The sequence below is a fragment of the Streptomyces sp. NPDC056948 genome, assembly GCF_042674225.1.
In the GTDB taxonomy this organism is placed as follows: domain Bacteria; phylum Actinomycetota; class Actinomycetes; order Streptomycetales; family Streptomycetaceae; genus Streptomyces; species Streptomyces purpurascens.
The window spans coordinates 1-3569 of record NZ_JBHUQX010000640.1 but is presented as its reverse complement, the minus strand read 5'-3'; the positions used below and the strand labels follow the sequence as shown (position 1 = coordinate 3569).

3 protein-coding genes and 1 tRNA gene are annotated in these 3569 nt (G+C 70.0%); 2 read left to right on the top strand and 2 right to left on the bottom strand.

Annotated features, from left to right (window positions below; translation table 11 throughout):
- Positions 1 to 61: 61 nt before the first annotated feature.
- Positions 62 to 295 (bottom strand): chaplin ChpH, encoded by a 234-nt coding sequence (gene chpH / locus ACFTZL_RS42695; protein WP_215122472.1) that lies wholly within the window; start codon positions 293 to 295, stop codon positions 62 to 64.
- A 148-nt stretch (positions 296 to 443) separates the two neighbouring features.
- Positions 444 to 1769, bottom strand: a complete 1326-nt coding sequence (locus ACFTZL_RS42690) for a M20/M25/M40 family metallo-hydrolase (protein WP_382595345.1) — start codon at positions 1767 to 1769, stop codon at positions 444 to 446.
- Positions 1770 to 1964: 195 nt separating this feature from the next.
- Here ACFTZL_RS42690 and ACFTZL_RS42685 point away from each other — a divergent pair.
- A tRNA-Leu gene (locus ACFTZL_RS42685) sits at positions 1965 to 2049 on the top strand.
- A gap of 282 nt (positions 2050 to 2331) precedes the next feature.
- A partial coding sequence (locus tag ACFTZL_RS42680; protein ID WP_382595342.1) for an AMP-binding protein occupies positions 2332 to 3569 on the top strand: 1238 nt, incomplete at its 3' end.

Genomic DNA, 3569 nt, shown 5'->3' with positions numbered 1-3569 from the left:
GCGCATGGCACGCGCTCCGGGACCGATGGCTTTTTGAGCTCCCCTCAGAGAGGGGGAAGCGTCACTTGTTGACGCAGGTGTTGCCGAAGGCGGGGTTCAGCAGCCCGATCACGGAGACCGTGTTGCCGCAGACGTTCACCGGGACGTGAACGGGCACCTGAACAACGTTGCCGGACAGGACACCCGGGGAGTGCACGGCAGCACCCTGGGCACCCGAGTCGGCCACGGCCAGGCCCGCGCCCGCGAGAACCAGCCCACCGGTGGCAGCCGCAGCAGCGACGACCTTCTTGATCATTATTCCTCCTAGTTGGCAAAGCGACCCATCTTGCGATCGCATTACCTGTAACGAGGAGGGAGTAATGAGGCTACGAGCTTATCGTCGCATTCACTCTTCCCAGTCGGTTCCGTACGGGCGAGCGAATACTTCCGATCGGAGGGCCGATTCAGGACGCGTCGATGAACCGGTCGAGCACCCGCACGCCGAACTTCAGGCCGTCCACCGGCACCCGCTCGTCGACGCCGTGGAACATGCCCGCGAAGTCCAGCTCCGGCGGCAGCTTCAGCGGCGCGAAGCCGAAGCCCCGGATGCCCAGGTCGTCGAAGGACTTCGCGTCCGTCCCGCCGGAGAGCATGTAGGGGATCGCCTTGGCGGTCGGGTCCTCGGCGAGCAGCGCGGACTGCATCGCCCCCACGAGTGCCCCGTCGAAGGTGGTCTCGACGGCCTTGTCGGCGTGGACGTCCTCGCGGCGCACGTTCGGGCCGAGGATCCGGTCGAGGTCGGCGAGGAACTCCTCCTCGTGTCCGGGCAGGAACCGCCCGTCGACGTGGGCGGTCGCCTCGCCCGGGATGACGTTGACCTTGTAACCGGCGCCGAGCTGCGTCGGGTTGGCCGTGTTGCTCAGGGTCGCGCCGATGAACTTGGCGATGCCGCCGAGCCTGACGAGGGTCGACTCCATATCCTCCGGGTCGAGTTCGGTGCCGAGGGCGTCGCCGAGCTCGTCGAGGAAGGCGCGGGTGGTCTTGGTGACCCGCACCGGGAACTTGTGCCGCCCGAGCCGCGCGACGGCCTCCGACAGCTCGGTGATCGCGTTGTCCCGGTGGATCATCGATCCGTGCCCGGCGGTGCCGGCCACGGTGAGCTTCATCCAGTGCATGCCCTTCTCGGCCGTCTGGATCATGTAGAGCCGCCGCTGCTCGCTGACGGTGAACGAGAAGCCGCCCACCTCGCTGATCGCCTCGGTGACGCCCTCGAACAGGTCCGGGTGGTTGCGCACGAGGTGCTTGGCGCCGTACGTGCCGCCGGCCTCCTCGTCCGCGAGGAACGCGAGGACGATGTCACGCGGGGGCTTACGCCCGCTGCGCAGCCGGTCGCGAACGACCGCGAGGGTCATCGCGTCCATGTCCTTCATGTCGACGGCCCCGCGGCCCCAGACGCAGCCGTCGGCGACCTCGCCGGAGAAGGGGTGGTGGGTCCAGTCGTCGGCGTTGGCCGGTACGACGTCGGTGTGGCCGTGGATGAGGAGCGCGGGCCGGGAGGGGTCCTCGCCCTCGATCCGGGCCACCGTGGAGGCGCGGCCCGGGTGGGACTCGAAGATCCGCGGTTCGAGCCCGACCTCGGCGAGCTTCTCGGCGACGTACTCGGCCGCCTTGCGCTCGCCAGGACCCGAGTGGTCGCCGTAGTTGCTGGTGTCGATCTGGATCAGCTCGCGGCAGAGGTCCACGACCTCGTCCTCGCCGGTGACGCTCCTGGCCGTGTCCGTCTCGCTCACGTGCTTCCTCCCGCTGTCACTGCTGGTGGGTCCCTCTCATCCTCCCTCCACACGGCCCGGTCCCCAAGACCGCTCCCGGCCCGTCACACGCCGTTCACACCCCGCCGCGGCGCGGGCGGGGGTGATCGGCCACCCCGGAAAGCCTGGTAATGTTTACGTCGTCGCCGCGGGGAGAACCCACGCGACAGACACCTTGTCCGGGTGGCGGAATGGCAGACGCGCTAGCTTGAGGTGCTAGTGCCCTTTATCGGGCGTGGGGGTTCAAGTCCCCCCTCGGACACAGATCGAAAAGCCCCTCTCGTCGAGGGGCTTTTCGTCGTTTGTGCCTGGGACGCGCGGAATGTGGGCGACATCTCGCCCCGTCGGCAGAAGCCCAGGTGGGAGGGGGCAGGGCCGCGCCTGAACGGTGTCTCGCGTTTGCCTCCGAGTGGCGGACATGACAGGACGAAGTAACCCGACCACTAGAGTATTGGGCTTGTTCGCGCCGGAACGGAACATCCCCAGGCAGACCTGCGGGCCCGTCGGCGCCCCGGAAGGTCCGGGTTCGAGACGCGAGGATCCGATGGCCGCCCTGTACGAAAGCCCCGACCTCACTCTGCTGGACCGGGAGTTGAGCACAGGACTCCGCGACGTGGCCCGCTTCTCCGCCGGTCCCGCGGCCTCGCCCCGCACCCTGGTCGACCTCTTCGAGGCATCCGCACGTTCGTATCCCGACGAGCCCGCACTCGACGACGGCCACCGGCTGCTCACCTACCGCGCGCTGGCCGTCGAGGTGGAGAACCTGCGGCGGAGACTGGCCGCCGCGAAGGTCGGGCTCGGGGACCGCGTCGGGGTGCGGGTCCCGTCGGGCACCAACGATCTGTATGTGGCGATCCTCGCGGTGCTGGCCGCCGGTGCCGCGTACGTGCCCGTGGACGCAGAGGACCCCGACGAGCGGGCCGCGCTGGTCTTCGGCGAGGCCGGGGTGCGAGCGGTCATCGGGGCCGGTCACGAGCTGACCGTCGGCGATGCCGCCGGGCATGCCGCCGCCCGGCCCGGTGTCGGGCACGACGCGTGGATCATCTTCACCTCCGGCTCCACCGGGAAGCCCAAGGGCGTGGCCGTCGGCCACCGCAGCGCCGCCGCCTTCGTGGACGCGGAAGCCGCGCTGTTCCTGGCCGAGGAGCCGATCGGGCCCGGTGACCGGGTCATGGCGGGGCTGTCCGTCGCGTTCGACGCGTCCTGTGAGGAGATGTGGCTGGCGTGGCGGCACGGCGCCTGTCTGGTGCCGGTGCCGCGCTCGCAGGTCAGGAGCGGCGCCGATCTCGGGCCCTGGCTGGTCGAGCAGGAGATCACCGTCGTGTCCACCGTGCCGACGCTGGCCGCGCTGTGGGAGCCGGAGACGCTCAACGACGTACGCCTGCTGATCTTCGGCGGCGAGGCGTGCCCGCCCGAGCTGGCGCAGCGTCTGGTGACCGAGGGGCGCGAGGTGTGGAACACCTACGGGCCGACCGAGGCGACCGTCGTGGCCTGCGCGTCGCTGATGAGCGGCGAGGAGCCGATCCGGATCGGGCTGCCGCTGGACGGCTGGGAGCTGGCCGTCGTGGACGAGGCCGGTGAGCCCGTGCCGATGGGCGGCAGCGGTCAGCTGGTGATCGGCGGGGTCGGACTCGCCCGGTATCTCGACGCCGAGAAGGACGCGGAGAAGTACGCGCCGCTGGAGTCGCTGGGCTGGGAGCGGGCGTACCGCAGCGGTGACCTGGTGCGGGCCGAGCCGGAGGGACTGGTCTTCCTCGGGCGGGCCGACGAGCAGATCAAGCT

What these genes read in the sequence shown, in the direction of transcription:
- chpH (WP_215122472.1), bottom strand. Translation starts at nt 295, where the DNA reads ATGATCAAGAAGGTCGTCGCTGCTGCGGCTGCCACCGGTGGGCTGGTT.